The 24,904-nt window shown below is 36.5% G+C and carries 26 protein-coding genes and 7 pseudogenes; 28 read left to right on the forward strand and 5 right to left on the reverse strand.

Features of this window, described 5'->3' with window-relative positions:
• Positions 1 to 119 precede the first annotated feature (119 nt).
• The 7 genes and pseudogenes from BGM23_RS08635 to BGM23_RS22375 form a co-directional block, all read left to right on the forward strand.
• On the forward strand, positions 120 to 1,352 hold the full coding sequence (locus BGM23_RS08635; RefSeq protein WP_046663800.1) for a cytochrome P450 family protein: 1,233 nt from the start codon (positions 120 to 122) through the stop codon (positions 1,350 to 1,352).
• A 271-nt stretch (positions 1,353 to 1,623) separates the two neighbouring features.
• Positions 1,624 to 1,859 (forward strand): annotated as a pseudogene (locus BGM23_RS08640) (barstar family protein).
• Positions 1,860 to 2,190: 331 nt separating this feature from the next.
• The gene (azlB, locus tag BGM23_RS08645) at positions 2,191 to 2,664 is read left to right on the forward strand and encodes an azlBCD operon transcriptional regulator AzlB (RefSeq protein WP_053581893.1); all 474 of its coding nucleotides are present in this window, start codon (positions 2,191 to 2,193) and stop codon (positions 2,662 to 2,664) included.
• 12 nt (positions 2,665 to 2,676) lie between these two features.
• Entirely contained in the window at positions 2,677 to 3,441 is a 765-nt protein-coding gene (azlC, locus tag BGM23_RS08650; protein WP_015251618.1) for an azaleucine resistance protein AzlC, read from the forward strand.
• Positions 3,438 to 3,770, forward strand: coding sequence for a branched-chain amino acid transporter AzlD (azlD, locus tag BGM23_RS08655; protein ID WP_003245988.1), 333 nt, complete (start codon positions 3,438 to 3,440; stop codon positions 3,768 to 3,770). Before azlC ends, azlD begins: the two co-directional genes overlap by 4 nt.
• Before the next feature lie 160 nt (positions 3,771 to 3,930).
• Positions 3,931 to 5,253, forward strand: coding sequence for a branched-chain amino acid transport system II carrier protein (brnQ, locus tag BGM23_RS08660; protein WP_046663796.1), 1,323 nt, complete (start codon positions 3,931 to 3,933; stop codon positions 5,251 to 5,253).
• A gap of 187 nt (positions 5,254 to 5,440) precedes the next feature.
• Positions 5,441 to 5,611, forward strand: a pseudogene (locus tag BGM23_RS22375) (molybdopterin-dependent oxidoreductase); the annotation flags it as partial.
• Positions 5,612 to 5,672: 61 nt separating this feature from the next.
• Here BGM23_RS22375 and BGM23_RS22380 read toward each other — a convergent pair.
• A pseudogene (locus BGM23_RS22380) lies at positions 5,673 to 5,744 on the reverse strand (hypothetical protein); the annotation flags it as partial.
• 71 nt (positions 5,745 to 5,815) lie between these two features.
• Here BGM23_RS22380 and BGM23_RS22385 point away from each other — a divergent pair.
• Positions 5,816 to 5,976 (forward strand): annotated as a pseudogene (locus tag BGM23_RS22385) (hypothetical protein); the annotation flags it as partial.
• A gap of 173 nt (positions 5,977 to 6,149) precedes the next feature.
• Here the strand turns inward: BGM23_RS22385 and gltR are convergent.
• Positions 6,150 to 7,034, reverse strand: a complete 885-nt coding sequence (gene gltR, locus BGM23_RS08670; protein WP_029727174.1) for a glutamate biosynthesis transcriptional regulator GltR — start codon at positions 7,032 to 7,034, stop codon at positions 6,150 to 6,152.
• 327 nt (positions 7,035 to 7,361) lie between these two features.
• Here gltR and BGM23_RS08675 point away from each other — a divergent pair, with 327 nt between their 5' ends.
• The 3 genes from BGM23_RS08675 to BGM23_RS08685 all read left to right on the forward strand — a co-directional run bounded on the left by BGM23_RS08675 (position 7,362) and on the right by BGM23_RS08685 (position 10,111).
• Positions 7,362 to 7,751, forward strand: coding sequence for a tautomerase family protein (locus BGM23_RS08675; RefSeq protein WP_004398711.1), 390 nt, complete (start codon positions 7,362 to 7,364; stop codon positions 7,749 to 7,751).
• Between the two features lie 287 nt (positions 7,752 to 8,038).
• Complete coding sequence (gene czcD, locus BGM23_RS08680) at positions 8,039 to 8,986, forward strand: CDF family zinc transporter CzcD (RefSeq protein ID WP_029727175.1); 948 nt, start codon at positions 8,039 to 8,041, stop codon at positions 8,984 to 8,986.
• A gap of 87 nt (positions 8,987 to 9,073) precedes the next feature.
• Complete coding sequence (locus BGM23_RS08685; protein WP_029727176.1) at positions 9,074 to 10,111, forward strand: flavin-containing monooxygenase; 1,038 nt, start codon at positions 9,074 to 9,076, stop codon at positions 10,109 to 10,111.
• 120 nt (positions 10,112 to 10,231) lie between these two features.
• On the opposite strand, the gene czcR is transcribed toward BGM23_RS08685, so the two are convergent.
• Positions 10,232 to 11,098 carry a LysR family transcriptional regulator CzcR gene (gene czcR / locus BGM23_RS08690; RefSeq protein WP_046663794.1) on the reverse strand — a complete coding sequence of 289 codons (867 nt, stop codon included), beginning with the start codon at positions 11,096 to 11,098 and terminating at the stop codon, positions 10,232 to 10,234.
• A 125-nt stretch (positions 11,099 to 11,223) separates the two neighbouring features.
• Between czcR and BGM23_RS08695 the strand changes: the two genes are divergently transcribed.
• From BGM23_RS08695 to BGM23_RS08705, 3 genes are all read left to right on the forward strand, one after another.
• Entirely contained in the window at positions 11,224 to 12,189 is a 966-nt protein-coding gene (locus BGM23_RS08695; protein WP_015714359.1) for a DMT family transporter, read from the forward strand.
• Positions 12,190 to 12,206: 17 nt separating this feature from the next.
• A complete protein-coding gene (locus BGM23_RS08700) occupies positions 12,207 to 12,350 on the forward strand; it encodes a YrzO family protein (protein WP_014477437.1) in 144 nt (47 codons plus the stop codon).
• 262 nt (positions 12,351 to 12,612) lie between these two features.
• Positions 12,613 to 13,917, forward strand: a complete 1,305-nt coding sequence (locus BGM23_RS08705; RefSeq protein ID WP_046663792.1) for a hemolysin family protein — start codon at positions 12,613 to 12,615, stop codon at positions 13,915 to 13,917.
• A gap of 156 nt (positions 13,918 to 14,073) precedes the next feature.
• On the opposite strand, the gene bltD is transcribed toward BGM23_RS08705, so the two are convergent.
• Together bltD and blt are read right to left on the reverse strand one after the other, a co-directional pair.
• Positions 14,074 to 14,532: a spermine/spermidine acetyltransferase gene (gene bltD / locus BGM23_RS08710; protein WP_015714357.1), complete on the reverse strand. Its 459-nt coding sequence runs from the start codon at positions 14,530 to 14,532 to the stop codon at positions 14,074 to 14,076.
• 168 nt (positions 14,533 to 14,700) lie between these two features.
• Entirely contained in the window at positions 14,701 to 15,903 is a 1,203-nt protein-coding gene (blt, locus tag BGM23_RS08715; protein ID WP_046663790.1) for a multidrug efflux MFS transporter Blt, read from the reverse strand.
• A 116-nt stretch (positions 15,904 to 16,019) separates the two neighbouring features.
• On the opposite strand from blt, the gene bltR reads away from it, so the two are divergent.
• From bltR to BGM23_RS08780, 14 genes and pseudogenes are all read left to right on the forward strand, one after another.
• Entirely contained in the window at positions 16,020 to 16,841 is an 822-nt protein-coding gene (bltR, locus tag BGM23_RS08720) for a multidrug efflux transcriptional regulator BltR (RefSeq protein WP_014480349.1), read from the forward strand.
• A gap of 90 nt (positions 16,842 to 16,931) precedes the next feature.
• Positions 16,932 to 17,036 (forward strand): annotated as a pseudogene (locus tag BGM23_RS21820) (N-acetylmuramoyl-L-alanine amidase); the annotation flags it as partial.
• A complete protein-coding gene (locus tag BGM23_RS08725) occupies positions 17,014 to 17,157 on the forward strand; it encodes a hypothetical protein (RefSeq protein WP_032729138.1) in 144 nt (47 codons plus the stop codon). The pseudogene BGM23_RS21820 and the gene BGM23_RS08725, both read left to right, overlap by 23 nt.
• 225 nt (positions 17,158 to 17,382) lie before the next feature.
• Entirely contained in the window at positions 17,383 to 17,943 is a 561-nt protein-coding gene (locus BGM23_RS08735; RefSeq protein WP_046663781.1) for a cupin domain-containing protein, read from the forward strand.
• 383 nt (positions 17,944 to 18,326) lie between these two features.
• Positions 18,327 to 18,644: a hypothetical protein gene (locus tag BGM23_RS22115; RefSeq protein WP_015714354.1), complete on the forward strand. Its 318-nt coding sequence runs from the start codon at positions 18,327 to 18,329 to the stop codon at positions 18,642 to 18,644.
• A 21-nt stretch (positions 18,645 to 18,665) separates the two neighbouring features.
• A complete protein-coding gene (locus BGM23_RS08740; protein WP_003237170.1) occupies positions 18,666 to 18,926 on the forward strand; it encodes a metal-sensitive transcriptional regulator in 261 nt (86 codons plus the stop codon).
• A gap of 146 nt (positions 18,927 to 19,072) precedes the next feature.
• Positions 19,073 to 19,555, forward strand: coding sequence for a DsrE/DsrF/DrsH-like family protein (locus BGM23_RS08745; protein ID WP_015714353.1), 483 nt, complete (start codon positions 19,073 to 19,075; stop codon positions 19,553 to 19,555).
• 185 nt (positions 19,556 to 19,740) lie between these two features.
• On the forward strand, positions 19,741 to 20,298 hold the full coding sequence (locus BGM23_RS08750) for a sulfurtransferase TusA family protein (protein WP_041520477.1): 558 nt from the start codon (positions 19,741 to 19,743) through the stop codon (positions 20,296 to 20,298).
• 20 nt (positions 20,299 to 20,318) lie between these two features.
• Positions 20,319 to 20,603, forward strand: a pseudogene (locus BGM23_RS21825) (DsrE/DsrF/DrsH-like family protein).
• 29 nt (positions 20,604 to 20,632) lie between these two features.
• Positions 20,633 to 21,767, forward strand: a pseudogene (locus BGM23_RS08760) (MBL fold metallo-hydrolase).
• Between the two features lie 33 nt (positions 21,768 to 21,800).
• Positions 21,801 to 22,028: a sulfurtransferase TusA family protein gene (locus BGM23_RS08765; protein ID WP_012116896.1), complete on the forward strand. Its 228-nt coding sequence runs from the start codon at positions 21,801 to 21,803 to the stop codon at positions 22,026 to 22,028.
• A 59-nt stretch (positions 22,029 to 22,087) separates the two neighbouring features.
• Complete coding sequence (locus BGM23_RS08770; protein WP_015251639.1) at positions 22,088 to 22,876, forward strand: sulfite exporter TauE/SafE family protein; 789 nt, start codon at positions 22,088 to 22,090, stop codon at positions 22,874 to 22,876.
• A gap of 582 nt (positions 22,877 to 23,458) precedes the next feature.
• Positions 23,459 to 23,935 (forward strand): HXXEE domain-containing protein, encoded by a 477-nt coding sequence (locus BGM23_RS08775; RefSeq protein WP_004398792.1) that lies wholly within the window; start codon positions 23,459 to 23,461, stop codon positions 23,933 to 23,935.
• A gap of 244 nt (positions 23,936 to 24,179) precedes the next feature.
• Entirely contained in the window at positions 24,180 to 24,704 is a 525-nt protein-coding gene (locus BGM23_RS08780; protein ID WP_003246192.1) for an NAD(P)H-dependent oxidoreductase, read from the forward strand.
• Positions 24,705 to 24,904: the final 200 nt, after the last annotated feature.

Below are 24,904 nucleotides of genomic sequence, written 5' to 3' on the forward strand. Positions count from 1 at the left end.
GCGGGGGCGGCATTTTGGCCCTTATCATGAATACTGATCTCAATGGATCATTTTACAAATCGTCCTGATTTTATATTTAAAGATTATCATAACCTTTCATAAAGATGGAGGTCGAATGAATGTCTTCAAAAGAAAAAAAGAGTGTAACCATCTTGACGGAAAGTCAATTGTCTTCGAGAGCATTTAAAGATGAAGCGTATGAATTTTATAAAGAATTGCGAAAATCACAGCCTCTCTACCCATTATCTTTAGGATCTCTGGGGAAAGGCTGGCTCATATCGAGATATGATGATGCAATACATTTATTAAAGAATGAAAAATTAAAGAAAAACTATGAAAATGTATTTACCGCAAAAGAAAAACGTCCTGCTCTATTGAAGAATGAAGAGTCTTTAACAAAACATATGCTTAATTCAGATCCCCCGGATCACAATCGCTTGCGAACTCTTGTTCAAAAAGCATTTACGCATCGGATGATTTTGCAGTTGGAAGACAAAATTCAACATATCGCAGATTCTTTATTGGATAAAGTACAGCCCAACAAATTCATGAACCTGGTAGACGATTATGCGTTTCCTTTGCCGATTATCGTGATAAGTGAAATGCTCGGCATTCCCTTGGAAGATCGTCAAAAATTCAGAGTGTGGTCGCAAGCAATTATTGATTTTTCAGATGCCCCTGAAAGACTTCAGGAGAATGACCACTTGTTAGGGGAGTTTGTTGAATATCTGGAATCCTTAGTTCGCAAAAAAAGGAGAGAACCTGCAGGAGATTTAATCAGTGCATTAATTCAAGCGGAAAGTGAAGGCACACAATTAAGTACAGAAGAATTGTACTCGATGATTATGCTGCTTATCGTTGCAGGTCATGAAACAACCGTAAATTTAATCACCAATATGACATATGCTCTGATGTGTCACGGTGATCAATTTGAAAAGCTCCGCCAGCAGCCAGATTTGATGAATTCAGCCATAGAAGAAGCATTGCGGTTTCACAGCCCAGTTGAACTAACGACAATTCGCTGGACGGCTGAACCGTTTATACTGCATGGGCAGGAGATTAAACGGAAAGATGTGATCATCATTTCTTTAGCATCAGCAAACCGTGATGAGAAGATATTTCCAAATGCCGACATATTTGATATTGAAAGAAAGAACAACCGCCATATTGCTTTTGGCCATGGCAATCATTTTTGCCTTGGTGCACAGCTAGCCCGCTTAGAAGCAAAGATTGCGATGTCCACCTTATTACGCCGCTGTCCAAATATACAGTTAAAAGGCGAAAAGGAACAAATGAAATGGAAAGGGAATTTTCTGATGAGAGCACTCGAAGAACTGCCGCTTAGTTTTTAATTTTTTGGGGATATGTGATTTTCAAACATATCTTGTTTTACTCCTCAATTAGATTAAACGATAGTAAAAGCTGTAACATAAAAATTTGATATGATAGCTTTTTAAAAACAAAGTTTAGCATTATTTATGCCTACCGGGCATGAAGATGTCTTGCAAACACCAATAGTTTCATCCTATCGGTGTTTTTTATTTGTTTTCAGCCTCATTTGGACAAACAGCTGTTACATAGTAAACGTTTGTTAAGATAAAATAATGGAGGGCATAGTTTCTAATGAGAAAAATAATGATAGATGGAAAAGACTTTGAAAATATAGAAGTTTTACATGATGTTTTAAAAGATAAATCTTTATGGGATTGCCTGACAGGGTGGGTGGATTTGCCGCTCACTTTAGTCTTGAAAAATTTTGAGTTCATACATTTTTAGGTTCATACGCTGACGATGTATTAGAAGTTTTACAAGAGGCTCAAGAGGAACTAAAGGACGAATTTAAAATAATAATAGAGTAGACTTTCTGTTTTGTGAATTTTAACAATTTTCGTTCGCGGAAAAAGGCAATGGGCACCGCAAATTCAATTTTCGGTGAGACCGCAATAACTTTTTGGCTTCTGATAAGTTTCTTATGATGTTGGTATCAAGTCACACAAGTACATAACTCTCCCATGACTTCTTTCTGATGTAAGTTAATTTCATTATGAGTTAATCACGGGGATAATTTTATTCTGTGAATAATATTTTAAAGGGATTTAAATTTAAATAATATTTGATTATCGAATAAAAATTCGTTATTATTTAAATTGGATGAAATATAATTCTGTCAAGGGTATTGGGGGTTGTGAAATGGGTATTATGCTTGACGAAACTGATAAGGCCATCTTAAGAGAATTGCAGGAAGATGCTTCAATATCAAATTTAAATTTATCTAAGAAAATTGGGCTTTCACCATCAGCTTGCCTTGCAAGAACAAAGAACCTAGTAGAAGCAGGTATAATTAAAAAGTTTACGACTATTGTTGATGAGAAAAAACTTGGAATCGAAGTCACAGCACTAGCTCTCATCAACTTATCACCCTTAAATAGGGAGACAATTCATTCATTTTTAGAGGATATAAACAAATTCCCACAGGTTCAAGAATGCTACACACTTACAGGAAGCCATGACTATATGCTTAAGATTGTGGCGAAGGACATGGAGAGTTATCGGAATTTTATCATTGATTCATTAATGCAGAACCCTGCTATGAGTGGAGTTGACACAAGCATAGTCATGAGTACAGAAAAAAGAACTGTCAGTGTGCCAATTGATGAAATGTAGGAGGTTGTTGATTTGAATAAAAATAAAGAATCGTTACATTTAAGCTCTCCTGCTATAAACACTCATATGAATAAGAGAAGTCAAATATGGGCTGCATTTCGTTCTGCATTCCCATATACCATTCCGATTTTTGCGGGGTTTTTATTTTTGGGGATAGCTTATGGAATCTTTATGCATTCTTTGGGATTTAGCGCAATCTATCCAATCATCATGAGTTTTATGATATTTGCGGGCTCAATGGAGTTTGTTGCAGCGAATTTTTTACTTGGTGCGTTCAACCCTATGAATGCTCTTTTTTTGACGTTAATGGTCAATGCCCGGCATTTGTTTTATGGAATTTCCATGTTGGATAAGTACAGGGGGACTGGAAAGAAAAAGCTTTATCTGATTTTCGGAATGTGCGATGAGTCATTTTCTATCAATTATACCGCTAATGTTCCGGCGAATGTTGACAAGGGCTGGTTTATGTTTTTTGTGACACTGCTTAATCATTTATATTGGGTCGCGGGGGCAGCGATAGGAGGTATTTTTGGGTCGTACGTGAAGTTTAATACCGAAGGGCTTGATTTTGTGATGACTGCTCTGTTTATTGTGATATTCATAGAACAATGGATGAAAGAGAAAAAGCATTACAGTGCTCTCTCAGGACTTGGACTTTCAGTAGCCTGTCTTATCCTTTTTGGCGGAAACCAATTTATTATTCCTGCTATGCTCGCCATTTTAGGGGTACTGACTGTTCTGAGAAAACCATTGGAGAAAGCTGAGGTTTCCGTATGACGATGACTATGACGCAGCAAATGATCACCATTGCAATGGTCGTGCTAGGAACAATGCTGACACGGTTCCTTCCATTCATGATTTTCCCGTCTGGCAAACCGACACCGAAATATGTACAGTATCTTGGTAAAGTGCTGCCATCAGCGGTAATCGGGCTTTTGGTCATTTATTGTTTAAAAGATGTGAGTCTGCTTTCTGGAAGTCATGGCATTCCTGAATTGGTTGGAGCAGCTGCAGTTGTACTGCTTCACTTGTGGAAGAAAAATATGCTTCTTTCCATAGCGGGGGGAACCGTTGTTTATATGGTTTTGGTGCAATTGGTTTTTTAACCGATATCGGAAACTATCAAATCATGCTTTTATTAAACTTGATAAAAATATATAAAACTGACACAAGCTTATTTTGGAATCAACACTGTGCCAGTGCAAATAGCATCTGTAATGTTTCCTGGCTATTCAAGAAGTGTCTACTTTAATCGGAGGATATATAATGTCAAAAAAAGTGTCTGCTTCCTATATCATCATTATAGGATTAATGCTATTTGCATTGTTTTTTGGAGCAGGAAACCTCATTTTTCCGCCTATGCTTGGTCAAATGGCTGGGAAAAATGTATGGGTCGCTAATGCAGGTTTCTTAGTGACCGGAGTTGGATTGCCATTACTGGCTATAACAGCATTTGTTTTTTCGGGTAAACAAAACTTACAGTCGTTAGCCAGCCGTGTTCACCCGGTGTTTGGCATTGTATTTACGACGATTCTCTATTTGGCAATCGGGCCTTTTTTCGCTATCCCGAGATCAGGAAACGTATCGTTTGAAATTGGGGTAAAACCTTTTTTATCAAATGATGCAGGCCCTGTCTCATTGATCATATTTACAATATTATTTTTCGGATTGGCATGCGTGTTATCACTTAATCCTTCAAAAATCATTGATATAGTTGGGGAATTTTTGACACCAATTAAGCTGACATTTATCGGATTGCTTGTAGTGGTAGCTCTTATTCGCCCAATTGGAACCATTCAAGCACCATCAAAAGGGTACACATCACAAGCGTTTTTTAAAGGATTTCAGGAAGGATACCTTACTCTGGATGCCCTTGTAGCATTTGTTTTTGGAATTATCATCGTGAATGCATTGAAGGAACAAGGAGCTTCTACCAAAAAACAGCTGATGGGTGTTTGTGCAAAAGCAGCCGCGATTGCAGCTGTACTCTTAGCAGTTATGTATACAGCCCTTTCCTATATGGGGGCTTCCAGCGTTGAAGAACTGGGGATTTTAGAAAATGGAGCAGAGGTCTTGGCTAAGGTTTCATCCTATTATTTTGGATCTTATGGTTCAATCTTATTGGGCTTAATGATTACAGTGGCGTGTCTGACGACAAGTGTCGGACTGATCACTGCGTGTTCTTCATTTTTTCATGAACTATTTCCGAACATTTCTTATAAAAAAATTGCTGTCGTTTTATCAGTGTTTAGTACGCTTGTCGCAAATATAGGATTAACCCAGCTCATTAAGGTGTCAATGCCTGTCTTACTGACAATGTATCCTATCGCGATTTCCTTAATATTTTTAACGTTTTTGCATTCTGTATTTAAAGGGAAGACAGAAGTGTATCAAGGCAGTTTATTATTCGCATTCATCATCAGTCTATTTGACGGTTTGAAGGAGGCTGGAATACAAATTGAAGTTGTGAATCGTATTTTCACTCAGATTCTTCCTATGTATAACATAGGGCTTGGGTGGCTCATTCCAGCTATTGCAGGGGGAATATGCGGCTATATACTGAGTATATTCCGAACAAAAACAAGTTGATCAATCAACAGCAATATCACTCAGATCTGCAGGAAGGACAAAGTGCTTGTTCGCCGGTTGCATTGCTTATTAAATGTGTTCAACCAAATTTACAATCATCCTTCCTCTTGTTTCGCCTCTTCGTAAGGTAGGAAGAACATCCGGTAATTGATCAAGGAGTTTCACCCACGAATACTATTCGGAGTACGAGAAAGACCTCTCCCTAGCAAAGGTGTTAAACCCAAACGTATTAATAGCTTTGGAAATTAACAATGAGCCGTTAACTGTAGAGAGGGGTGGTCCTGTTCGGCTTGTTGTTTCCGGCTATTATGGAACTAATTCTAAAAAATGGCTGACTCATTTGACTGTTTCAGATTCCCGAAGCAACAGTGCTTTCACTGCCAAATATTACGTTGACCGAGAAGTAGTAGATGGACAATTGGTTGAACTTGAAGAGATTGATATTTTCGGTTGGACATGGGCAGAACATCCAATTGTAACAGTTGAAGTATCCACTGATGGAGGAGAGAGTTGGAAAGAAGCTCAAGTTAAAGGTCGTAAGAGTGTTGAGTGGCAGAAATTCTCTTTCCGTCGGCACCCGAAATCTGTAGGTGAATATTTAATAGTTGTGAGAGCGATTGACTCTTTAGGAATAGTTAGCCTTTAACTTCAAGACGCAACCAAGTGTCTAGGGCAATGATCTTCGTTCAAAATTCTTTGAATGAGGAAAATCTACATTCTAATTATCGACTAGGTTTCACAATTCAGAGTGCAAAATCACGAAGAAAAAGCAAACTACATACCGAAGTTTGCTTTTTTGCTTTATACAAACAATGAGATGCGCCTATATTTTTATATCAGACAACTGATCAGAGTTATTTTGAGGCGAAGCCTGCCTTCCATCCATTTATTTACGATTAATCTGGCCTCTTTACCTGAAAATGATCCCTCATATGCGTTAAAAAAGCAGATAAAGCAGGGGTAATTAAAGTGTCTTTCCGCCTTATAAACATGGTTGATACGAAAGAATATTTGTCAGAGATAGTGTGGCTGCGGATGCGGCCTTCTTTTTCATGCGAAGCAATGATTGAACGAGGCAGCAGTGAAATCCCCAAGCCGGCACTAACACAGCCAATAATGGCTTCAAGTATGCCAAATTCCATTAATTTTACAGGCGATAAACCTTCTTCTTGCAGAATATGATTGAGCTTTGCTCTGTAAGAGCACCCCTCACGGAATACCAGCATGGTTTGTGTTTGAACATCATGGATGGTAGAAATATCAGGGTGTGAAGCACTCGTAACCAGAACCATCTCTTCTTCTAATACTTTTTCTTGAACTAAATCAGGATGTTCAATAGGCCCTGAAACAAAAGCGCCGTTTAACTCATAGTGTAAAACAGCTTGTATTTGTTGTTCCGTAGGACCGGTTACTAGATTTAAATCAACATTTGGATAGAGGCTATTATAATGTGCAAGGAGTTGAGGAAGCCAAACTGCAGCCGTTGTTTCCATTGATCCAATACGCAGAGGCCCAGAAGGAGCGGATGATTCCCCCATCGCTGCTCTAGCTTCTTCAATAGTATTTAGAATTTTCTCTGAGTAAGAAACAAGAATTTGCCCTGGGGGAGTAAGTGTGATTCCTCGACTGTGGCGATAGAATAATTTTGTCTGTAAATCGTTTTCTAGTTGTTGTATCTTATTCGTTACGTTCGATTGTGCATAATTTAAAGTCTGAGCAGCCTTGGAAATACTGCCTTCACGAGCAGTAGTGAGAAAAACCTGTAACAACTGAATATTCATCTAGTCCTCCATAGTTGATATCTGATTTTGAGATGTCTTCCATCTTAATTTTGAATTATATATGATAGCAGAGCTTCATGTAAACTAAAGCTTAGAAGAATAAATGATTTCTAAAGTAAGTGATAAGGCTATTTCAAAAAATGGTTAATTTCCTCGAAGTTGATTCTGTATATTGCCTATGGAAATACACATCATAACATAGGCTTGACTAACAACAGAATGAAGGGGTTATTGGGAAATTATTTTATTCTAATGTAGTAAGAATAAAAATGAGCACATTATGTAGCAGATGATTAGAAATATCTGACAGTAGAAAGAGGGGATTTTATGCCATTACTTCGTTTTGACTTAATAGAAGGGCGAGATCAATCAAGTTTGAAAAAACTTTTAGATGTCGCTCACAATGTTGTAGTAGAGGCTTTTGATGTGCCTCAACAAGACCGTTATCAAATTGTTCATGAACATCCAGAAAATCATATGATTATTGAGGATACTGGGTTAGGATTTAACCGAACTAAAAATCTTGTTGTTCTTTCAGTTACAAGTAAATCCCGACCGGAAGAGAAGAAACAAAAATTTTACAGGCTGTTAGCTGAAAGACTGGAATCTGAGTGTGGTATCGCATCAACTGATTTAATTGTATCTATTGTTGAAAATGATAATGCTGACTGGAGTTTTGGACTTGGTGAGGCCCAATTTTTAACAGGTAAATTGTAGTTGAATACTACCCTCAAATGCTTGATTGAAGAAAAGGATAGAGAAACTAGGGTAGCGGAGCAAACCATGTGTTTGCTCCGCTTTTTTATGTTTATAAAAGAATAATTAAGGAGGTATTGTTGATTTCTATAAAAAATATTTTGACATTTCAGTAAAGAGCAGATATATTTATATATGAACACATGCTCATATATAAATATTATTTGCATCATGTTAGAATGCTTCATAACAGATTTGAAATAATAAATACATATGTATTAAAAACTTTAGTTAAGGAGGAGTTTTTTATGGGTCACAATCATAGTCACAATCATAATGAAGGAGCAAATAAAAAGGTTTTATTGATCTCTTTTATCATGATTACAGGTTATATGATAATAGAAGCTATAGGTGGATTTTTAACAAATAGTCTGGCGCTTTTATCTGATGCAGGCCATATGCTGAGTGATTCAATTTCATTAATGGTTGCCCTGATTGCTTTTACATTAGCTGAAAAAAAGGCAAATCACAATAAGACATTCGGCTATAAACGATTTGAGATTCTTGCAGCTGTGATAAACGGTGCTGCCTTAATTCTTATTTCTCTTTATATCATTTATGAAGCAATCGAACGCTTCTCTAATCCACCAAAAGTAGCAGCAACCGGCATGCTTACAATTAGTATCATCGGGTTAGTTGTGAATCTATTGGTCGCTTGGATTATGATGAGTGGCGGAGATACAAAGAATAATCTGAATATAAGAGGAGCTTATTTACATGTAATAAGCGATATGCTCGGCTCTGTAGGTGCCATTTTAGCTGCCATACTTATCATCTTCTTTGGATGGGGCTGGGCAGATCCATTGGCTAGTATCATTGTGGCTATTCTTGTTCTAAGAAGCGGTTACAATGTGACTAAAGATTCCATTCACATCTTAATGGAAGGAACTCCAGAAAATATCGATGTCTCTGATATCATTCGTACAATTGAAGGGACAGAGGGAATTCAAAACATTCATGATTTACACATATGGTCTATCACAAGCGGATTGAATGCTCTTTCTTGCCATGCAGTTGTGGACGATCAACTGACCATTTCAGAAAGTGAAAATATATTACGCAAAATTGAACATGAACTTGAGCATAAAGGCATTACGCACGTAACCATTCAAATGGAAACCGAAGCGCATAATCACGACAATGCGATCCTTTGTCAGCCCAAAATGGAGAAGCCGCGTAACCACCATCACCATTAAATTTTTTATCTAACTTTATAGTGAGGAGATCAACTAGCATTTTGCAAATTCTGTCTACTGACAATTTGAAATTGGCGGGGTGATAATGTGTACGACACTATAGTAATCGGGGCTGGTCAAGCAGGGATCTCAATAGGATATTATCTTAAGCAGTCCGATCAAAAGTTTATCATTTTGGATAAAAGTCATGAGGTGGGGGAGAGCTGGAAAGATCGGTATGACTCATTAGTTTTATTTACTTCTCGAATGTATAGCTCTTTGCCTGGAATGCATCTTGAAGGAGAAAAACATGGATTTCCTTCAAAAAATGAAATTGTTGCTTATCTAAAGAAGTATGTTAAAAAATTTGAAATTCCAATCCAATTACGGACAGAAGTAATAAGTGTCCTAAAAATAAAGAATTATTTCTTAATAAAAACAAATCGGGAAGAATATCAAACGAAGAATCTTGTCATTGCTACAGGGCCTTTTCATACCCCTAATATTCCATCAATATCAAAGGATTTATCCGATAATATTAATCAACTACACTCATCACAATATAAGAATTCAAAACAATTGGCATATGGAAATGTACTAGTAGTTGGTGGTGGGAATAGTGGTGCTCAAATAGCTGTTGAATTATCCAAAGAAAGAGTTACATATTTAGCCTGTAGTAATAAACTAGTTTATTTCCCTTTAATGATCGGAAAAAGAAGCATCTTTTGGTGGTTTGATAAACTAGGAGTTTTACATGCAAGTCATACATCAATAGTAGGCAAATTCATTCAAAAGAAAGGTGATCCAGTATTTGGGCATGAATTAAAACATGCAATAAAACAGAAGGAGATCATCTTAAAAAAAAGAGTCATTGCCGCAAAGCAAAATGAAATCATTTTTAAAGATTCATCTACATTAGAAGTAAACAATATTATTTGGGCTACTGGTTTCAAGAATCCCTTATGTTGGATAAATATAAAAGGTGTTTTGGATCAAGAAGGTCGAATCATACATCATAGAGGTGTTTCACCTGTAGAAGGATTGTACTTTATAGGTTTGCCTTGGCAGCATAAGCGAGGTTCAGCGTTGCTTCAAGGCGTAGGAAATGATGCTGAATACATTGTAAAACAAATGAACGGTGAATAAACGAAGCAGAGCAGTAACTCACATGTTTACTGCTCTATTTTTTGCGTGAATAAGGGTAGCGAAGTGGAGATGCGCTTTCTCTTTTATTTAAGAAGTTAACATAGAAAGAGAAAAAGCACTTTAAGCCATACTCATATTTTTATGTTCAACAATGGTCTTAAGGAGGCTGCGCATTGAATTTGTCAGGTACGCATCTTTATGGCGTATAAAGATTGTTGAGATACAGCTATCTTTCTCAGGCAATGGGTGACAATAAACCTTACCTTGTGCAGCTAGATGCATAACAGCAGATTCCGGTACCACTGTTATACCGAGTCCAAGTGCAACACTATTTAAGATTGTCTCCAGGATGTTAAATTCCATCATTCTGTTTGGGTGCACACCTTCATCTTTGAGCCATTGTTCAAGCCTAGACCGATACCCGCACCCCTGATTAAAAACAAGAATCGGAGTCGTTGAAAGATCCTCTATATTAAACGTTTTGTTACTGGTTACAAGAGTAAGTTTTTCAGTATAAACATCATACTGTTCCAGGATAGAATGTTTCAAAGGGCCTGAAATAAAAGCTCCGTCTAATTCGTGATTCATGACCTTTTTAATAAGTTCCTCTGTTAGACCAGCCTGCAATGATAAATCCACATTAGGATACTTTTTATAATAGGAAGCTATGATGGTCGGCAGTATCCTCACTGTTTCCACTGTACCGATTTTTAATATTCCAGACGGTATATCAGTATCTAGAAAGACTTGCTCCAGTTCTTCAACATCTTTCAAAATTTTGTTAACGTATTCAATCATTTTTCGGCCCTCTGGGCTTAGTGAAACCCCTTTTTTATGGCGATTGAAAAGAGGTGTTTTGAGTTCATTCTCTAATTGCTTAATCCGCGCAGTTACATTAGATTGTACATAATTTAACTCTTTTGCAGCACCGGTAATACTCTTGTGATGGGCTACGCATTTGAAAATTTGTAAGTCTCGCAGTTCCATGAAGATCCCCCCTTCATTAAAGTATCATTATCAATGATGTTTTTCATCACTTTTGTTCATTTTACTTGATGCTTACTTCTTTTTATAATTCTCATTGTAATTTTAAAGAAAAGGGGGGGAATTCAATGAAAAAAGGTCAATTATTCATTGGTGCCCTTACATGTTTAGTAGCAAGTATGTCTTGGGGCGCGATGTTTCCAGTTGCAGATCATGCATTAGAATTTGTTGATCCGTTTTATTTTTCATTTATTCGCTACGGTGTGGTAACGATTATGTTAGTGATTTTATTATTGGTGAGAGAAGGAAAAAAATCATTTTATTTAGAGGGTAAAGCAAAATGGATCATTTTATTTGGGGTGATGGCGTTTACTGTATACAATGTTCTTATTTTTTTAGGTCAAAGGTTGATGGGGAAGTCTGGAATTATGACAGCATCCATTGCCGAGGCACTCATGCCGATGCTTTCAATTGTTATTCTATGGGGATATAAACATGTGAAACCTAAAAAATACACAATGATCAGTATATTGATTGCCTTTTTGGGGGCTTCGATGGTCATAACCAAAGGTAATATAAGTTTCTTTTTTTCATTAGGGGATCATCTATTCTCGATACTCTTTATATTCATTGGTGTTTTAGGGTGGGTTGTCTACACAATGGGGGGACAGATATTCCGAGAGTGGTCCACACTTCGTTATTCAACTTTGACATGTTTATTCGGCACAGCTATAACAGGAATCATGACAGCTATACTTACCGCGCAAGGTTACGTGTCGGTACCGAGTATTAAAGTGATTGCAGCAATTAAGTATGATTTTTTATTTATGATTACTTTACCAGGTATCATAGCCCTCCTTAGTTGGAACTATGGCATTAAAATCCTATCATCCATTAATGGGATTTTATTTATTAACTTTGTCCCCATTACTACATTGTTAATCATGGTGATCAAAGGATATAACATAACTGCATTTGATATAGTAGGAACACTGTTTGTCATTATTGGACTCATTTTAAATAACATATATCAGCGTAAGGAAGATTATAAGCAGGTATTACAAAAAGAAAAAACAAATTTGACTATCACTTAGACGGTGGGGGATTTAAAATGTTTGAAGGTTTATTGTTTTTCATTTCAGCTGGAATTGTCTGTGAACTTGCTGCAATTAATAGAAATGGCCGCAAAAATATAAAGCAACAGGCGGAATTGATTCAAATTTTAAAAGAAAACCTTAATAAAGACATTAAATAAATCAAGACGGTTGGATATTATTGAAACACACCAGAAAATTCAGGTGTGTTTTTATTTTGCTTTCTATTTTAAGCCTTAAAACGTCACTAATCGTTAGTTGAAGACTATGGGAACCACTCTCCATACGGAAAAAGATGATTATTTACATCATTCAGAGTTGATTTTAGGTTCTTTTGAACTTATAATGTTATATATACTGTTTTTTGTTTATTCAATAAATATTTACATCGGAGGTGTACGCCTTACTAGGTAAGGCAAATCATTGACAACCATTAACCTTATAATCTTTACTCTTTTAATTGTCTTAACAGCATTTTTTGTTGCGACTGAATTTGCGATAGTAAAGATCAGGTCATCAAAAATTGACCAACTCATATTAGAGGAAAAAAAAGGTGCCATATCAGCCAAAAAGGTCATTACTCATTTGGACGAATATTTGTCAGCTTGTCAATTAGGGATCACGGTTACAGCGTTGGGAATTGGCTGGGTCGGAGAATCGACTTTTGAAGTGATTTTGCACCCCTTATTTGCTCATTTTCATGTAAGTGAAACAGTCTCACATGTATTGATCTTAGTGATTGCTTTTGTGATGGCGACTTTTTTGCACGTTGTAGTTGGAGAGCTTGCTCCTAAAACACTCGCTATCCAAAAAGCGGAAACCATCACTCTTTTGACTGCAAAGCCAATTATTTGGTTTTACCGCATCCTGTTCCCTTTTATATGGTTTTTAAATGGTTCAGCCCGGTTTATAGTAGGACTCTTCGGTTTGAAACCTGCATCAGAACATGAACTTGCTCATTCTGAAGAAGAACTGCGCATCTTACTGTCTGAAAGCTATAAGAGCGGTGAAATCAATCAAAATGAGTTGAAATATGTAAATAATATTTTTGAATTTGATGAAAGAATCGCCAAAGAAATTATGATTCCGAGAAGAGAGATCGTAGCGATTTCTAGTGAGGATTCTTATGAAACTATTGTTAAGACCATTAAGACAGAGAGCTATACAAGGTACCCAGTCCTAAATGGAGATAAAGATTCAATCATTGGTTTTATCAATGCTAAAGAATTTTTGTCAGCTTATATTGACACAGACCAGAAGATAAAAGAGGATTTCAAGTTAGAAAATCATATCAACCCTGTTATCCATGTTATTGAATCCGTTCCAATTCATGATTTATTGGTAAAAATGCAAAAAGAGCGAACACATATCGCTATTCTTGTGGATGAATATGGCGGCACTTCAGGTTTAGTCACTGCTGAAGATATTCTTGAAGAAATTGTCGGGGAAATCAGAGATGAATTTGATAAAGATGAAGTGCCTAATATTAGAAAAGTAAATGATAATCACTATATCTTAGATTCGAAAGTGCTCATTGAAGATGTAAATGATTTATTGGGAACGACGTTAGCAAGTGACGAAGTGGATACAATAGGCGGCTGGTTTATGACTCAACAAATAGACGCTGCAGTTGGGTCCGTTATAGAAGCCGATGGGTATATTTTTAAAGTGCACAAAACAGTTGGCCGGCATATTAATTATTTAGAAATTGTCCGGAAAAAAGAATAACATCTGGATAAAACACATGAGATTTTGACTAATAAGATGCATAAAGCCTGAGATGAAATTTTCATCCAGGCTTTTTTAAACAATGATCTTGCAGTTTAAGTAGGTAATCATTATCGAAGTTCAAACGTTTCTCAGCAAAAAAGGAGGCCTGGATATCTATAGCTCTTTTACCATTACCTTCTCACCATTAAAGTCGAGTTCACCATTAAATTGAAAACCAAACCTTTGATAAAGGCGTATAGCATGAATATTATTTTCAAATATACTTAAATAAATTCTTTTGCATTTATATAGCTCAGCAAGGTGCTGAATGAGGGCTTTAAGCATTTTCTTCCCTAATCCTTTTCCCTGATAGCGTTCGTCAATAAAAAATCGGTCAAGCCAGACTCGTCCGTTTTTATTATCTTCATCATACTCGGGAAACAATCCATACATTGCAAAACCGACTAGATCTCCTTCATAGTAAAGCCCGACAGGTTTATAATAGTGACATTCGTTTGCATCCTCTAAACATATTTTTGTAGATTCAATATATGATAATTGATTCTGGCTGACATGTAGATCAAGAATTGCAGCACGATTATCATCAGTTACTCCTTTTATTTTTATACTCATACTACATTCTCCTTTTTTCTTATCCCGGTATCCTGATATTGCTAAAACTCAGCTTAAACTATATTCACGTCAAGCAACATGTAGCCTATCAAATTAAGTACCTTTTCTTATTGTGCCTAACCAGGGGCATTCCCTGCATCCAAATGACTTGACTTTATAGAAAATGAATTAATTCAAAGCTGCAGCATCATTCTTTTTTTCTTTCCAAACCATTGTAAGACCAAGGCCGACAATCATAACGAAACCTGCAAAAAGGAAAGGATAATGAATGTTAAGATCAAATAGTATACCGCCTAGAGCAGGTCCAAATATATTTCCCAGGCTGGTGTATGTGGAGTTCATGCCTGCTATGAAACCCTGCTGGTTACCGGCCATATTGGATAAATGAGCGGTTAAGGCCGGACGTAGCAAATCGAACGCCAGAAAAATAAAACAAGTTACAAGCAAAACAGTTAAAAATCCTGACATAACAGTAGACACGAAAGCCAAGATCGCACCGGTTATTAAGCACAGCTGAATCATTCTTTTCTCTCCAAGTTTGTTGACCAATTTCCCGAATAGTAAAACTTGAATAACTACCGCAACAATGGAACTAATCGTAATAATGGTTGCGATATCTTTTGGTGTAAAGCCAAATTTATGATCAGAAAACAAGCTGAATACCGTTTCATAAGCTGATAAACCAAAAGCCATTACAAAGACGATAATAAATGCAATGAAATAAACAGGATGAATGGATCTCTTCAAGTCTTTAATGAAATTTGATTCCTTTGTATGAGATGAGAGTTGATGGCGTTCTTCTATTGACAATGACTCTTTTAGTATAAAAACGGAAGTGACAGCTGCTATTAATGCGATGGCGGAGGCGAAGAAAAACGGCATGCGGATACCAAAGCCGGCAATAAATCCTCCCGCACCAGGTCCAATAATAAAGCCTGTGCTAATTGCAGCAGAAACATACCCCATAGCCTTTGACCTTTCCTTTAGGGTTGTAATATCAGCTATATATGCTGTTACCGCGGGCATGATAAAAGCCGCACTTATACCACCCAATATCCTCGAGAAATAAAATATTGAAACATGGGTCCCTAATCCGAAAATCAACTCAGATAAACTGAATATAAGCAGCCCGAGAATAATTATTTTTTTTCTCCCGAAACGGTCAACCCACCTACCTGCAAAAGGTGAAGTAATTAACTGAGAAATGGCAAAAGCCGCAACAAGATAACCCATTGTGCTGCCGGATAAATGCATGATTTTCATAAAAGAAGGCATAACTGGAATGATTAAACCGATACCAAGAAATGCTACGAAGATGTTGCTTAATAGTATAATGAATATCGTTTTTTGCTCATTTATTGATTTTTTCATCTGAATTCCCCTTTTACTCAATTGAACCCTTTTTACCTATCCTTTTCGCTTGAAGCTTTTTTCAAGTACAATCAAATCATAAGGTATATGGTTACCGTATAGTCAAGGAGGTTTTTATGAGCGAAGATGTTAAGAAGTATTTCACAACAGGGGAGTTTTCGAAGCTCTGCCGTGTAAAAAAACAAACCTTATTTCATTATGATGAGATTGGTCTTTTCTCGCCGGAAATAAAAAAAGAAAATGGGTATAGATATTATTCCTATCATCAATTTGAGATTTTTCAAGTCATCAGTCTATTTAAAGAGCTTGGGGTTCCATTAAAAGAAATAAAGTGTCTAATAAAAGGAAAAACACCAGACAAGATCCTGCATGTTCTAAAAGAAAAGTCTATTGAGATTGATAAAAAAATAAATGAGCTTAAGCAGTTGCAAACGATCTTACAAACAAAAGTGACGCTTACAGAACAAGCACTTGAGACTGATTTTTCCTCAATTTCTTTTGAATATTTAAATGAAGAAACATTCATGTTAAGCCGAAAAACATTAAACTTACCGGAACGAAAATATGTGGCAGCCATTTCAGAACTCATTCATGAAGTTCAGCAATATGAATTAGATGAAGGATATCCGATAGGCGGAATCTTTGCACGGGAACAAATCTTAGAAAAAGACTTCTACAATTACAGTTACTTTTATATAAAAGTAAAAGATGGGGCAGAGAACATAAATTATCATGTACGACCAAAAGGCCTGTATGCAGTTGGATATGAAATAGGCGGAAATACTGAAGAGGCATACCGGAGAATCATTGAGTTCATTGAAAGAAATGGAATGCAAATAGGGGAAAATGCATATGAGGAATATATGCTGGATGAGATGGTAGTTGACGGGTATGAAAATACATATGCCAAAATCCTCCTTCAAGTTAAAGAGGTGTAAGATTACGAGATTTTCATATGGAAAAATTGTTTCTGTTGTGTGCCCAAAAAGAATATAAACTGGTTTACTAAAAACGAGCCCACATACAGGGACGGTACAAACGGCACTGGGAACCGCAAGTCTATCGGCGTTGAAATATGCTATAACGATTCAGGAGGCGCTAAATACTACGCTGCTGAAAAGCTGGCCATCAAGGCGCATCCAAAGAGATAAATCTAAAAGAGCTGGGACAGGGGGGACAAACAACAGAATTCCGTATACTCTGTTGTTGTGCTATGTAAATGTTCAAAAGCCATTTAGGATCGTTGACCTTTGATAATCCATCATATAAAGGTGTCATTCGATGTCTTGTTAACAAAGGCTAGTGAAATTCAACATCCAGAAAACGATTACAAGGTCGGTGATAAATTATTCATCCATGAATCAAACGGTGATCGAACATTCATTTTTGTGTTTAATATGAGTTTTCTTGATTTAGCACACTCCCTTAATAAATGCATAGGATACTATCACAAAAATTTATAATTGCGGGGATCAAAAAATGTACTATAACCCTTTTTCGCCTCAATGTTATTATTATGTGACTGTGCCGATGTATAATGACGGAAGATCTGTTTATTGGACTATTCCAAATGAGATGGAGAACGTACACAGAGGTGCCGATTTGCGCTCTTCATATGAAGATAGAAACCTTCTTTTGAAGGATTATGGACCAAAACCATTTGTTGTAAATATCAATAGAGCCACAAAACAAAACAATACGTTCCGTACTGCTTTATGGACAGGAAAGCATTTTCAAGTGACTTTGATGAGTCTTGGTATTGGAGAAGACATTGGTTTGGAAATCCATCCTAACGTTGACCAGTTCTTACGGATTGAGCAGGGGCGTGGGATCGTCAAAATGGGAAAGAGTAAAGATCATTTGAACTTTCAAAGAAATGTATATGATGATTCTGCCATGGTTGTCCCTGCCGGCACTTGGCACAACGTAATTAATACAGGAAATACGCCATTAAAACTTTACTCCATTTATGCTCCTCCTAACCATCCATTTGGTACAGTTCATGAAACCAAAGCAGATGCAGTGGCTGCGGAAGATTAGCACAGATATTCTGCAGAATTCTAGAATAATTAAAGTCACATTCAGCATGAAACATGGGGAACCAGTACCATGCTAATGAAACCCCATTTAATATCCAAGCAGCGTGTCTTGTGCTAATTTTAAGTAATTGATAAATAAAGCCGATTTAAAATTAAATCGGCTTATTGCTTTATTCGAGTTCCTTTTAGCAGAATTGGCATTATCGAATGTAAGTATTTTTTCAATCCGCGGATATCGAAATGAATCTATCAGCTCAAAGAAAGTAACTTTCACACTTGACTATATACCTATGGGGGTATATTATTGTTTTGTGAATAACAAAGAGTTAATAAGGTGGTGTAAGTAGTATCAATTATTTAGTTATTGCATTCCTGCTTATTTTTGTGATTATCATTGCAACGTATAGACGTTATTATCCTATAACCGGAATCTCTTGTATCCATAAAGATAAATTAAAGGCTATGGACATCACAATATTAGATATTCGCCATTATAACGATGTACCCAATTTTTCGGATAATATTATTTTAAACATCCCATATGCGTATCTAAAACGTTTTTATTTAGAGATTCCACGTGATAAAATACACATAATAGCTCGTGACCGGGTGGAATTAAATTTAGGAGTGCGTTTTCTAAAGCGCAAAGGTATCCATGTAAACAGTTATGAACTGGCAGCATGTAAATGTAAAAATAAATGAAAGAAAGGATTTCATTGATATATGGAGTATGATCAAAAGATTAAAAACCGCTTACGACGGATTGAAGGACAAATTAAAGGTGTATTGACTATGATGGAACAAGGAAAAGATTGTAGAGAGGTTGTGACCCAATTAGCAGCTTCCCGTAATGCGATCGATCGAGCGATGGGTTTAATTGTGAGCACAAACCTTGAACATTGTGTTCGTGAAAGTTTAGAAAAAGGCGAAGACACACAAAATTTAGTAAAAGAAGCAGTCGACTTATTGGTAAAGAGCCGATAAAAATTCATCAACCTAAGGTTGACGAATTTTTATATGCGTTATATTATACCCCCTATGGTATTTAAAGAGTTGAATAAAAGCAGATCTTTCGAAAAAATTTTTTGACTTTAATATACCCGAGGGGGTAATTAGTTAGGAGAATAAACATGACAGAACAAACAAAACGCACAACAATTGTTTTATTTAGCGGGGATTATGATAAAGCAATGGCAGCCTATATTATTGCAAATGGTGCAGCTGCCTACGATCATGAAGTGACGATCTTCCATACTTTTTGGGGATTAAACGCTTTACGTAAAGAAGAGCTGATTCCAATGAAAAAAGGATTTCTTGAAAAAATGTTTGGAAAGATGATGCCTCGTGGTGCTGATAAGATGGGTTTATCTAAAATGAACTTTGCAGGTATGGGCCCTAAAATGATTAAAAATGTGATGAAAAAGCATAATGTACTTACTTTACCTCAGTTGATTGAGATGGCTCAAGAACAGGGGGTAAAGCTCGTAGCTTGTACGATGACAATGGATCTTCTTGGTTTACAGGAAAAAGAACTATTAGATGATATTGACTATGCTGGTGTAGCAGCCTATTTGGCTGATGCTGAGGAAGGCAGTGTCAACTTATTTATCTAATGTTACTCATTTACTCATTGCTAAGCGGAAGGAGAAGTTTAAAGGGAAGTAAAAATATTGAAGAAACAAGGATTTAAAAAGATCACAAATATAAAAGGGGCATGAATACATGGTATTAACTTCTAGTGAGAAACTTTTTGTATATTTATATACCCCCACCCCTATATGAGAAAAGGAGGAAAAAAATGATGAAAGCAACTATTGTACTAGACGCTAAAGGTTTGGCGTGTCCAATGCCTATCGTAAAAACGAAGAAGAGAATGAAGGATTTAAAAGCTGGTGAAGTATTGGAAATTCAAGCAACAGATAAAGGTTCCACAGCAGATCTGGAAGCATGGGCAAAAAGTACAGGCCATGAATATCTAGGTACTGAAGCAGAGGGAGAAATACTTCGTCATTTTCTTCGAAAAGGAGGAGAGCATTCATCAGAAAATGCATCTTCAATTCCTGAGATTTCATTAGAAGCTTTCAAACAGAAAGTGGATAGTGACGAGTCTCTTAACATTTTAGATGTACGAGAGATAGAGGAGTATGAAAAAGCTCATATTCCTGGAGTTGTGCATATCCCTCTTGGTGAAGTGGAAAAGCGCTCTAATGAATTAAACAAAAATGATGAAATTTATATTATCTGCCATTCGGGAAGAAGAAGTGAAATGGCGGCCCACACCATGAAAAAACAAGGTTTTAAAAAAGTTATTAATGTTGTCCCCGGTATGCGGGAGTGGACAGGTAAAACCGAATAAATAAAAAGCATGATGAACAGATGAGTACAAGAGTAGCGATTATTGCGGCAAATGGCGGTCTGTTTGATGCTTATAAAGTCTGTAATATTGCGACAAGGAAAAGAGCATGTCGCAGAAGGTTGTAGGAACGCAAATGTGCCTTCTATTCTTAACTGATTGAAATGGGAGTTGCATGATTTGATTGTCAAATAACGATGGACGTTATGGGTTTAACAAAAGATGATTTTATGGAAGGAATCGAAGTAGGCGGGGCTGTTACCTTTTTAGATTTTACTAAAGATGCTGATGTATCCTTAACATTTTAGTCCCGCTAAAAGATTTGATATAGGAGGTATTGAAACATGACCGTAAAGGCAATGACCCCAAAAGAAGTGACAAAAAAAATCTTTAACAAAGAACCTTTATTTATTTTGGATGTGCGTAATGAAAATGATTTTAGTGATTGGAAGATAGAAGGGCATGACTTTGACCATTTGAATGTTCCTTATTTTGATCTTTTAGATGGCGTAGAAGATATATTGGAGAAAATTCCTTCTGATAAAGAAGTGCTGGTCGTTTGTGCAAAAGAAGGTTCATCCGTCATGGTATCCGAAATGCTATCTGAAGCAGGTCATTCTGTATCCTATCTTAAGGGTGGAATGAAAGCATGGGGCGAACATTTAGAGCCGGTAAAAGTCGGGGATTTAAAAGATGGCGGTGAGATGTATCAGTTTGTTCGAATCGGTAAAGGCTGCCTGTCATACATGGTCATTTCCAATGGTGAAGCAGCAATTATTGATGCGACACGTATGGTAGATTTCTTTATGGATTTTGCGAAGGAGAAGGGTGCAACGATTACTCACGTATTTGATACACATCTTCACGCGGACCATATTTCAGGCGGCAGAGTCATTGCTGAAAAAACAAAAGCAACCTACTGGTTACCGCCTAAAGATGCTGAAGAAGTGGTATTCGATTATCAGCCGTTGGAAGAAGGAAACGACATGATCATTGGAAATACAACGATTAAAATTCACCCGATTTATTCTCCGGGGCACACGATTGGGTCCACTTCTTTCATTGTCGATGATCTGTATCTTCTTTCAGGTGATATTTTGTTTATTGATTCAATCGGCAGACCAGACTTAGCCGGTATGGCAGAAGATTGGGTAGGAGATTTAAGAAAAACGCTTTATAGCCGTTACAAAGCGTTATCAAAGGATTTAATTGTATTACCGGCACACTTTATGATCATTGACGAGCTAAATGAGGATGGAAGTGTTGGTAAAAAACTAAGTACATTATTTAGCGAGAACCATGGTTTGAACATTGCGGATGAAACAGAATTTAGACACCTAGTAACAGATCATTTGCCTCCGCAACCAAATGCATACCAAGAGATTCGAGAAACAAACATGGGGAAAATCAGCCCAGATGAAGAAAAACAGCGTGAAATGGAGATTGGCCCAAACCGCTGTGCAATACGGTAACACAAGTTTCTATTAAAAAGAGGAGAGATGAACATGAAATCAGATAAAGTATTAGACGCAAAAGGCCTGGCATGCCCAATGCCAATCGTCAGGACAAAAAAAGCGATGAATGAACTGGAATCAGGTCAAATATTAGAAGTGCATGCAACAGATAAGGGAGCTAAAAGTGATCTTGCAGCTTGGTCTAAATCAGGCGGGCATGACCTTTTAGAGCAAACTGATGAAGGTGATGTATTGAAATTCTGGATTAAAAAAGGCTAATAATGTGAAAGGGTATCGAATAAAAAGATACCCTTTTCCTTTGAAAGGAGGAAACCAAAATGGATATTGCCTTTATCACAACTCTTTTCATTATAGGGTTTATTGGTGCCTTTATTTCCGGGATGATTGGTATTGGCGGAGCAGTTATTAATTATCCAATGCTATTGTACATTCCTTCTTTAGTGGGAGTGATGTCATTAACTGCCCATGAAGTTTCAGGGATAGGGGCTATTCAAGTTTTTTTTGCGACACTCGGCGGTGTTTGGGCTTATCGTAAGAGTGGTCTTCTAAATAAAGCATTAATTATTTACATGGGAAGCAGCATCCTTTTAGGGAGTGTATTGGGGAGTTACTTTTCTCATTATATATCTGAAAAAGGAATTAACTTTATATACGGAATTCTGGCTATTATAGCAGTTATTTTAATATTTATACCTAAAAAAGGACAAAAAGGACAAGAACATAGCGAAGAAGATAAAGAAGTGATATTTAATAAATGGTTGGCTTCGTCCCTAGCGTTTATCATTGGTGGCGTATCAGGTATTTTAGGAGCTGGCGGCGCCTTTATCCTAGTCCCCATTATGTTATCGATTTTAAATATTCCTGTTAGAATCACAGTCGCTTCATCTCTTGCGATTACATTTCTTTCATCTATTGGCGCAACAGTTGGAAAAGTAATTACGGACCAGGTTCTTTTTGTACCAGCCCTGGTTCTTATTATGGCTAGTTTAATTGCTTCTCCTATTGGCGCATCAGTTGGGCAAAAAGTAAATACAAAATTCCTGCAATGGGTTTTAGCGCAATTAATAGGTGCGACAGCTATTAAAATTTGGTTAGAGCTCCTTTGATATGAGCCAGCGGGTAAAATGAAAGATTAAAAGATTCATCACTCGTTGGTTTCTTATTAATGTTATGACACTTGGCCGCGTTCAATAAATGTTTCAAGTGTTTGATGAAATTCATTTTGATAATGGTGACTTGGACAAGTCTTGACTATAGTACCATGAAATGCATTTGACTTAGTGGTGTCCAGTGTTGTTTTGCATTAAGACAGCATTCATAAAATAAAAGAGACCATAACTTAATCTTTGATCACCTTTTTTAAAACATTTTAATCCTGATTGGTTTAAGGGGTATGGTATGTGATGGGTATAATGAGTCAATATAAATTATGTCTATTTTGTGCCCAAAATAAATAGAGGGACTCGAACTAAAAAAGAGGATGCCAAACTATATAGGTATCTTTGTTTGCTTTAGAGTTATTATATTTGAATATGACATGCCACGTAACAACACGTTATTGCACATATAATTAAGAAGCAACTACTAAGGCAGATTCTTCTCTCTTTTAACACCATATCCAATCAGCCTCAAATGTAATATAATGTTGCCAAACCATATTGGTTGTGGCACCGAGGAGGAAATGATAGGTGGTTTATTTCGTAGCATTTTTTTGTTTTGCTATTACACTTCATAATATTGAGGAAGCTATTTGGTTACCTGAGTGGTCACAACAATCTTCAAAGTTTCAAAAGCCAGTAACTTCAAATGAATTTCATTTTGCTGTCATTGTTATAACTATGTTGGCTTATTTATCTGCATTTGGTTTTTTATATATGCCAGAATCAGATATTGCAAAATGGATTTTCATTGGCTTTCTAGGTTCTATGGTTATCAACGCTATTTTTCCACATCTTATCGCAACTGTTGTAATGAAAAAGTATGCACCTGGACTTCTTACGGGCTTATTGCTTAACATTCCAGTAAACTCATTAGTTATTTATCAAATGTTTTTAAAGAATTTGATTGTATGGAAGGAGTTAATAATATCTACGTTGGTTGTAGGAATTATTTTATTAGCACTTATTCCATTATTATTTAAAGTTGGTGATAAAGTATCTCCTTAATGAGTTTAAATTGGTAAGGATTGAGGGAAAAGGTGGAAATTTTCTAAATAATGGATTATTCTGTTATATCGGATTTCTACAAAACAATGTCTTAAGTCATCATTGATTTTGGTGCCCAATTAGTTGCCCTGAATTCATGAAAAAGGATAAAATAGGTGTAAATAAAGTTGCTATTTTAAAATTAGAATCAATTCATTATCGTAAAAAATAATAACTAATTGGCAAAGAAAGGATAATCAGTCTAATGAAAACATTAGTTATCGTTATACATCCTAATTTGGAAACGTCTGTTGTCAACAAAACCTGGATGAATCGTTTAAAGCAAGAGAAAGACATTACGGTTCATGACCTGTACGGTGAATACCCTAATTTTATCATTGATGTAGAAAAAGAGCAGCAGCTCCTGTTAGATCATGAGCGTATCGTTTTTCAGTTCCCAATGTATTGGTACAGCAGTCCCGCGTTACTCAAACAATGGGAAGATGATGTGTTAACACATGGCTGGGCTTATGGAACTGGAGGAACTAAATTGCATGGAAAAGAACTACTCTTAGCTATCTCCTTAGGCGCACAGGAATCTGATTATCAAGCAGGCGGAGAATATAATATCACGATCAGCGAGCTTATCAGACCGTTTCAAGTCACTGCTAACTATATAGGAATGCGTTTTCTTCCTGCGTTTACACAATATGGGACACTTCATCTTTCAAAAGAAGATGTTAAGAACAGTGCGGAGAGATTGGTTGACTATCTTAAAGCCGAGCATTAATCCGGTATTCGCGAGGGAAGCTGAAACAAATGATGTGTTATGAAATAAGGGTTTGTGACAGATTTTCATAAACTTAATTTCAAAGTTACATCAAATACTTAATTCAGGGGGGGCATAGTGCGAGGGCTTAAAATTAATTAAAGCAGGGCAATGAGTACGTATTTCTTAATGAAATGTAGAGTTCCTTGGCCTCTAATAGG

The organism is Bacillus sp. FJAT-14266, assembly GCF_001719225.1.
GTDB lineage: Bacteria > Bacillota > Bacilli > Bacillales > Bacillaceae > Bacillus > Bacillus subtilis.

Excerpts from the sequence above, each read along its gene's own strand:
- BGM23_RS08635 (WP_046663800.1), top strand. The coding sequence starts at position 120 with ATGTCTTCAAAAGAAAAAAAGAGTGTAACCATCTTGACGGAAAGTCAA.
- azlB (WP_053581893.1), top strand. The coding sequence starts at position 2,191 with ATGGGTATTATGCTTGACGAAACTGATAAGGCCATCTTAAGAGAATTG.
- azlD (WP_003245988.1), top strand. The coding sequence starts at position 3,438 with ATGACGATGACTATGACGCAGCAAATGATCACCATTGCAATGGTCGTG.
- brnQ (WP_046663796.1), top strand. The coding sequence starts at position 3,931 with ATGTCAAAAAAAGTGTCTGCTTCCTATATCATCATTATAGGATTAATG.
- gltR (WP_029727174.1), bottom strand. The coding sequence starts at position 7,034 with ATGAATATTCAGTTGTTACAGGTTTTTCTCACTACTGCTCGTGAAGGC.
- BGM23_RS08675 (WP_004398711.1), top strand. The coding sequence starts at position 7,362 with ATGCCATTACTTCGTTTTGACTTAATAGAAGGGCGAGATCAATCAAGT.
- czcD (WP_029727175.1), top strand. The coding sequence starts at position 8,039 with ATGGGTCACAATCATAGTCACAATCATAATGAAGGAGCAAATAAAAAG.
- czcR (WP_046663794.1), bottom strand. The coding sequence starts at position 11,098 with ATGGAACTGCGAGACTTACAAATTTTCAAATGCGTAGCCCATCACAAG.
- BGM23_RS08695 (WP_015714359.1), top strand. The coding sequence starts at position 11,224 with ATGAAAAAAGGTCAATTATTCATTGGTGCCCTTACATGTTTAGTAGCA.
- BGM23_RS08700 (WP_014477437.1), top strand. The coding sequence starts at position 12,207 with ATGTTTGAAGGTTTATTGTTTTTCATTTCAGCTGGAATTGTCTGTGAA.
- bltD (WP_015714357.1), bottom strand. The coding sequence starts at position 14,532 with ATGAGTATAAAAATAAAAGGAGTAACTGATGATAATCGTGCTGCAATT.
- blt (WP_046663790.1), bottom strand. The coding sequence starts at position 15,903 with ATGAAAAAATCAATAAATGAGCAAAAAACGATATTCATTATACTATTA.
- bltR (WP_014480349.1), top strand. The coding sequence starts at position 16,020 with ATGAGCGAAGATGTTAAGAAGTATTTCACAACAGGGGAGTTTTCGAAG.
- BGM23_RS08735 (WP_046663781.1), top strand. The coding sequence starts at position 17,383 with ATGTACTATAACCCTTTTTCGCCTCAATGTTATTATTATGTGACTGTG.
- BGM23_RS08740 (WP_003237170.1), top strand. The coding sequence starts at position 18,666 with ATGGAGTATGATCAAAAGATTAAAAACCGCTTACGACGGATTGAAGGA.
- BGM23_RS08745 (WP_015714353.1), top strand. The coding sequence starts at position 19,073 with ATGACAGAACAAACAAAACGCACAACAATTGTTTTATTTAGCGGGGAT.
- BGM23_RS08750 (WP_041520477.1), top strand. The coding sequence starts at position 19,741 with ATGATGAAAGCAACTATTGTACTAGACGCTAAAGGTTTGGCGTGTCCA.
- BGM23_RS08765 (WP_012116896.1), top strand. The coding sequence starts at position 21,801 with ATGAAATCAGATAAAGTATTAGACGCAAAAGGCCTGGCATGCCCAATG.
- BGM23_RS08770 (WP_015251639.1), top strand. The coding sequence starts at position 22,088 with ATGGATATTGCCTTTATCACAACTCTTTTCATTATAGGGTTTATTGGT.
- BGM23_RS08780 (WP_003246192.1), top strand. The coding sequence starts at position 24,180 with ATGAAAACATTAGTTATCGTTATACATCCTAATTTGGAAACGTCTGTT.